The sequence below is a fragment of the Roseateles sp. genome (assembly GCF_036404855.1).
In the GTDB taxonomy this organism is placed as follows: domain Bacteria; phylum Pseudomonadota; class Gammaproteobacteria; order Burkholderiales; family Burkholderiaceae_C; genus Pelomonas.
On the sequence record NZ_DASWYS010000092.1, the window covers coordinates 1 to 6502 of the forward strand.

Sequence of the window (6502 nt, forward strand, 5' to 3'; positions counted from 1 at the left end):
AATCCGCGTTGCAGCAGCGCCTGCTCGATGCGCCGGCTGTTGGCGGCAATGACGTTGCCCGGCTCGTCCAGCGTGCTGGCCTGGTCGGCGGCCTGGGCGAGCCAGTGCATGACGTTGGGGAACTGGTCGCGGTACAGACCGGTGGCGGAGATCACCGCGTCGATGCGCGGACGACCGAGCTCGGCTGCGGGAATCGCCTCGATGCCGATCACCCGGCCAGCAGCGTCCCACTGCGGCTTGTAGCCCATCACCGCCAGCACCTGGGCTTCGAGCATGCCGAAGTGGCGCATGGTTTCCACCGACCAGAGGGTGAAGGCCAGCTTGCTCGGGTAGTCGCCGTGCAGTTCGCGGTGCTGCTCGATCAGCCGCTCGGCGGCCACCTTGCCGGCCTCCCAGGCTTCACGCGTGGGAATGCGCGAGGGGTCGAAACCGTAGAGGTTGCGTCCGGTGGGCAGGCTGTCCGGATTCCTGATCGGGTCGCCGCCGTAGGAACTGGGTACGTGTCGGCCTTGCAGGGCGCTGAAGTAACCGTCCAGTTCGCTGTCGTTGCCCAGTTTGCGCCAGTAGTCGCGCCCGCGCTCCAGCAGTTCGCCGACGGCCGCATCGCCCGTCCAAGGTTGGTTTTGCCGGATATGGCTGTCCAGCAGCGACCACACTGGCGTGGCGCGGATCTGCTGGTAATCGACCAGCAGCAGTTCTTCCGGGTCTTCCGGTGCCAGTGCGGCCAGCAGCGGCTTGCCAAGCATCTGCTGCACGGTAAGCAGGCGCAGCTCGTCCTCGGCCGGTACGCCAAAGCGGGCCAGCCCCAGCGGCTGTTGCTCCAGCGCGAGGTCGTGCAGCTGCACGTGTAGATCTTCGACGAAGCCGGCGAAGTCGCCCTCCATGGCCGCCGTGATGGCCATGTCCCTGTCGATCTTCAGCTCCGTGGTCAGCTCGCGGATGCGTGCGGCGGTGGCGTTGCGCACCTCGCCCTCGGTCATGCCCAGCCATTCATGCAGCAGGTCGTGCAGTTCGTTGAGCTGGCCATGCAACCCCGCCGGGCCGAACGAGGGCGTGTTGTGGCTGATGGTCACCGCGCGGCCACGGCGTTTGGTCTGCAGCGCTTCGCCAATGTTGTCGACGATATAGGGATAGATCACCGGCAGGTCGCCGAGCACCAGGTAGGGCGCCTCCAGCACGTCCAGGCCGCGCTCCTTGCCCGGCTGCCATTCGGACGTGCCATGGGTGCCGAAGTGCACCAGGGCATCGGCGCCGAAACCTTCGCGCAGCCATAGGTAGGCCGCTAGGTAGCTGTGGGACGGCGGCACCTTGGTGTCGTGGTAGAGCGCCTGCTCGCGGTCGTCGGTCCGCTCGCCGCGAGCCGGCTGCGGCATGATCACCTGGTTGCCCAGTTGCAGGCGGGGAATGACGAAAGCACTCTCTGCGGGCAGGAACAATCCGGCTTGTTGAGGCTCGCCCCAGCGATCAAGGATGGGCTGGCGCACCGACTCTGGCAGGCCGTCGAACCAGGCCTGGTAGGTGTCCAGCGACAGGCGTGCGGCGCGGTCGTTTGCCAGCAGCTCCGCCAGCCTACCGTCGCGGTAGAAGGGCGTCAGCAGGCCGCTCAGTTCCTCGATCAGACGTGCTTCGTCGGCTTGCTCCACTGTGTAGCCTCGCTCGGCGTAGGCGCCGAGCAGACGCTCCAGGCTGCGTGGCACGTTGAGGAAGGAGGCGCCCAGGTTCTTCTCGCCAGGTGGGTAGTTGTAGAACTGGATGGCGGTCTTTACCTCATCGCGCGGCAGCCGCTGCAGGCGCGCCAGACGCATGGCCTTGTCGATCACCGCCTGCAACTGGCGCTCGATGGGGACGATGTCGCCGTCGGCCTTGCGCGTGGCGGCGGCGAACAGCGGATCGATCAGCCCGGCGAATTCCGGCTGCGCCAGGTAGAAGGGAATGTCCTGCGGATTGAGACCCTTGGGGTCGGCCTCCCAGTCCGTCTGCTCGCCGCCCCGGTAGGGCATGGCCTGCAGCACCGGGATGGCGAGTTGCTCGAACTCCTCCTTGCGTCCGGTGCCGTTGAGCATAATCTGCATGTTGATCAGCACGTCGGCGCGCGGCTGGCCGGCGCTGCTCAGCAGCTTAGTGATTTCGCCGTTGCCCATGGCCGAGGTGTACAGCGGCACGGCCAGGGCGCCGGCGGCCTCGATGCGGCGCACGCTGTCATCGACGAAACCGGTCAGCCCGGAATCCATGTAGGCCTTGTGGAACAGCACGCCGACCACCGGTACCTCGCGGCGCAGTTCGCGGCCTTTCCAGTCAAGGAAGTCGTCGAGGCTGGCGAAGATTCGCCCCTGCGCCTGCGGATGGTAGATGCCGGCTTGGGGATGGATATCCGGCGCCGGACAGGCCGCGCCGTCTTCACCGCCAAACAGTGCCTGCAGGCGGCAGAAGAAACCTTCGAAGTTGGCCACGCCACCGTTGCTGTAATACACATCCAGCTCGGCAACCAGCGCCTCGGGTAACTGCCGGCCCCGGCTGCCGTCACGGCGCAACCAGAGCCAGGGCGCCTGCACGGCATCCAGTAGCGGCCCCAGGTTCATCTGTACGGTGCCAAGCGCCGCGCCATAGGGGGCGTCGATCACCAGCAGGTCGTATTCGTCCAGCTCGGCCTTGCCCGGCGTCGCGGCTGAGCCGTCCAGCAGGCGGTAGTCCAGTGCGAAGCCGGCCGCGGCCGCCAGCGGTTTCAAGCGCTCGAACTTGCCTGCCTGTACCGGCGCGGCGGCAATGAACAGCAGGCGCTTGGGCGGCGCAGTTTCGGCCTGGATGCGCATGGACTGGCTCAGTACCAGCAGGCCGCAGACGAGCAGCATCAGCGTCTTGCCCAGCATGAAGATCTCGCGCATCAGAAACTGGCCTCCACCGCGAGCCAGCCGGTACGCCCCTGCTCGACGTAGCCGAACAGCTCCGACTTGTCCTCCAGGTGCAGGTCGCCGATGTTCTGCACGCCGCCGCGCAGCATCAGGTTGTCATGCAGCTGGTAACCGAGGCTGGCGTGGACCAGGTTGTAGCTCGGTGCGCGCTCCTGGCCGCTGGTACCTTCCAGATGCTGCTTGCCGATGTATTCCCACTGCAGCAGCGCATTCCATTTGCCGGCATGCCACTCCAGCGAGGGCGTGGCGGTGAATTCGGGTCGGCCGTTGAGCTTGGCATCGGTCTTCGCGTTGCGCGCGTCCATCCAGTTCAGCGTGGCGCCCAGGGCCAGGCCGAAGCCCAGTTCGCGGCGCGCCGAGAGTTCCAGGCCCTCGATGCGCGCTTCCTCAATGTTGTCGTACTGGTAGACGGTGCGTGGCGGGATGCCCGGCTCCCGGCGCAGCACGCGGTAGTAGATCAGGTCGTCGATCTCGTTGCGGTAGAGGTTGGCGGTGTAGGCGCTACGCTCGTCGTGCCAGTCCACGCCCAGCTCGAACGAGCGGCTGGTCTCCGGCTGGATGTCGGCGTTGCCGAGGAAGGTGTGCGGGCCTTCGGCACCGATGTAGTTGGGCGAGATCTGCTTGAGGGTCGGCGCGCGGAAGGCCTCGCCATAGCCGGCCTTGAAGGTCAGCTCCGGGGTGGCGCGCCAGACGAGCCAGGCCCGCGGGCTGGTTTCGCGACCGAATATCTCGTGGTCGTCCAGGCGCGCACCCAGGGTCAGCGCCCAGTCGTCGGCCAGGGCGATCTCGTCCTGGATGAATACCGCCTGGTGCACCACCGAGTCGGAGCCGCCGATCAGGCCGGCATTCTCCAGTTCTTCGTCGCGGTGCTCGCCGCCCAGGGTCAGTGCATGGCGGTCGCCCAGATGGAAGTTCACGCTGGCATCCCAGACGTCGTCGCGAATGGACTGCGGGCGGGTGGGGGTGAGGTTCTGGGTGCGTTTGTTGGTGACGTCGAATTCGGAGCGGGTAAAGCGCAGTTGCGTCCGGGCGGCACCCCAGTCGGCATTCCAGGCCAGTGAATCCTGACGGCGGTCCAGTTCGTAGGTGTCGAGGTAGATTGGCCGGGCGAAGTAGGCGTACTGCTGGTTGCGGTCGCGGGTCTCGTCGCTGCGCAGCATGTCCAGCTTCAGCGTCTGGCCCTGGACCGGGCTGTAGCTCAGCCCCAGGCTGCCGGTCTGGCGGTCCTGGCCTTCGACTTCGGAGACGCGCGCATCCTGCTCCCAGGGCGTCGACTCGCGGCGCACTTCCTCGACGCTGAGGGCCAGGCTCAGCCCCTCGGCCAGCGGGCCGGAGGCGCGCGCGGCCAGGCGGTGGCCGTTGCCGGTGTCGCCATCGCCCACTTCGCCGCGCAGGGTCACGCCGCCGTGCCATTCGTTCTGAGCCTGGCGGGTGATGATGTTGATCACGCCGCCGATGGCTTCCGAACCGTACAGCGCGGACATCGGCCCGCGCACCACCTCGATGCGTTCGATCTGCTCGATGCCGACCCAGCCGTACTGGTAGTCGGAGTGGCCGATGGTGTCGTCGGTGGAGGAAATGCGCCGGCCGTCGATCAGCACCAGGGTATGGCGGTCCTCGGCGCCACGGATGCTGAGGGTCTTGCGTCCGCCGACCTGGCGCCCGTTGAGGCTGATGCCCGGCGTGCCGCGCAGGGCTTCCAGCAGGTTGGTGGCGCCGCGCGCCCTGATCTGCTCGGCGGTGATGACCGTTACCGCTGCCGGCGCATCGGCCAGGGACTGCGAGCTGCGGGTGGCGGTGATCACCATCGGGTTGAGTTCGGTCGTGCCTGCGGCAAAAGCCGCCGGAGAAACCATGATGCATGCCATTGCCAGCGCGTGCCTGCGCATGTTCACCCCCTGGGAAGAATGAGAATGGCTGGCTTGGGCATCAGGGCCCTGGCTGGCTGAAGATTGTTCTGTGTCGGGCCTGGATATTAATGAGAATCGTTACCAAGTGCAAACGGGTCATGGTCGATACCCGGACGGTCATAGTGTCCCGCGCGTAAACGGGTGAAAGCGGGCCGGACGCCGCAGCGCAAGGCTCTGGGTCGAGGTCTGGCGAGATGGTTTCGACCGTCCGTGGTGCCGGGAACAGCCATGCGTCAACGGGACGCAGGAACCACGTCAATCTCGATGGGGTTGCAACACGAGGTCCCGATTGACGATCACCCGCAGCGGCAGGCCGGGGCGCTGCGTAAGGGTCGGCTTGATGTCCAGGTTGCGCCGCGCCATCTCCTGGCCAACCTGGTTCACCGTGTCCTGCAGGCTGTCACGCCCCGCGATGATCACCTGGTCACCGTCGCCGCGGTTCGACGGGGACGCCAGTTCTGCGCCGATCCCCAGCACGCTGGCCATGGCGGCGCCTGCGACGATGCGATCCCAATGCCAATCAACCCCGTCTTCCAAACCAGCGTAACCGGCGGCATCGGTGCCGACGAGGCTGTCCAGCTGGAAGGACGAGGTATCCGGGAGGATTACGCGTTGCCAAGCCACTTGCACGCGCTGCTGGCCGTAGCTGACCTGGCTGTTGTAGCGGCCCAGCAGCCGTGAGCCTTGCGGGATGAGCAGGTGTGCTCCGGTTGCACTGTCATATACCGGCTCGGTTACGGTGGCGATGACGTCACCCGGCAGGTCCGACTTGATGCCGGTTACCAATGCCGCTGCGATTACCGTGCCGGCCATGACCTGATACGGCGATTCGGGCATTTCAAGAAATCCGGAATTACGGGTTTGCGTATTTGAAGAGATGTTGAGAAACGCCTCGTTCCTGTCTCGTTGTCCAGATGAGTCGGAGCCAATAGGGCGCTGTGCAATCAGTGAACCCGCATCCATGTTTGGCGTATCGGCCATCAGCTGCGCAGGGCTTGACTGGTGGCCAAGGGTCCCGATCGAGCGGAAGAATACCGGCGACAGCGCCGCTTCCTCGGCTTCCTTTTGCCTGGCCAAGCGTTCGCCTTCAGCCTGGTCAATTGCATCAAGTGAGAGATCCGGACCTTGGGTTTGTTGCTCGGTCCGGATGATTGCGCTGCCCAGATCACCGGGCAAGGGAGGTCCAAGTTCGGGCGCCTTGGGCGGCGGCAGCTGAGAGTAGTCCGAAGGCAGTTGTCCCAATGCTTCGGCCGGGACGATGCGTTCCACGTTGTAGAGCTCGCTTGGTGACGTTCCCTGGCGAGGCGGCCTGGGTTGCAGTGACCACAACATGGCTCCGAGCACCAGGGTGGCCATCGAACCGATGACTACGGCCAGTGCCCGTGGGTTCAGACGGGTGACGCGCCGCGGTTGCGCCCGCAATTCAAGGGATTCGGGCGCGACCTTGGGCTGCGGCGCTGGACGATGATCCTCGTCAGAGGTGTCCGGAGTGCTCATGCTTATCGTCCGCGGGCCAGGCCATCGGTGCGTTCTATCCGAACCACCTCGCCGTTGTCCGCGCCAAGCCGCAGCTCGGCCGCCCCGAAAAGGCGGTCGACGATGTAGTAGGGCGCACGGAATCGGTAGTTGACCAACTGGCCACCCCCCTCAGGACCGATTACGAACAACGGGGGCAGTTCGCCT

4 protein-coding genes are annotated in these 6502 nt (G+C 65.9%); all 4 read right to left on the reverse strand.

What is annotated here, in order from left to right:
* The coding region (locus VGF12_RS05955; protein WP_331175123.1) for a cobaltochelatase subunit CobN at positions 1-2882 on the reverse strand (2882 nt) is incomplete at its 3' end.
* Positions 2882-4717, reverse strand: a complete 1836-nt coding sequence (locus tag VGF12_RS05960) for a TonB-dependent receptor plug domain-containing protein (RefSeq protein ID WP_331175124.1) — start codon at positions 4715-4717, stop codon at positions 2882-2884. The genes VGF12_RS05960 and VGF12_RS05955, both read right to left, overlap by 1 nt.
* A 357-nt stretch (positions 4718-5074) precedes the next feature.
* Entirely contained in the window at positions 5075-6316 is a 1242-nt protein-coding gene (locus VGF12_RS05965) for a TrbI/VirB10 family protein (RefSeq protein WP_331175125.1), read from the reverse strand.
* Positions 6317-6318: 2 nt separating this feature from the next.
* The coding region (locus tag VGF12_RS05970) for a TrbG/VirB9 family P-type conjugative transfer protein (protein WP_331175126.1) at positions 6319-6502 on the reverse strand (184 nt) is incomplete at its 5' end.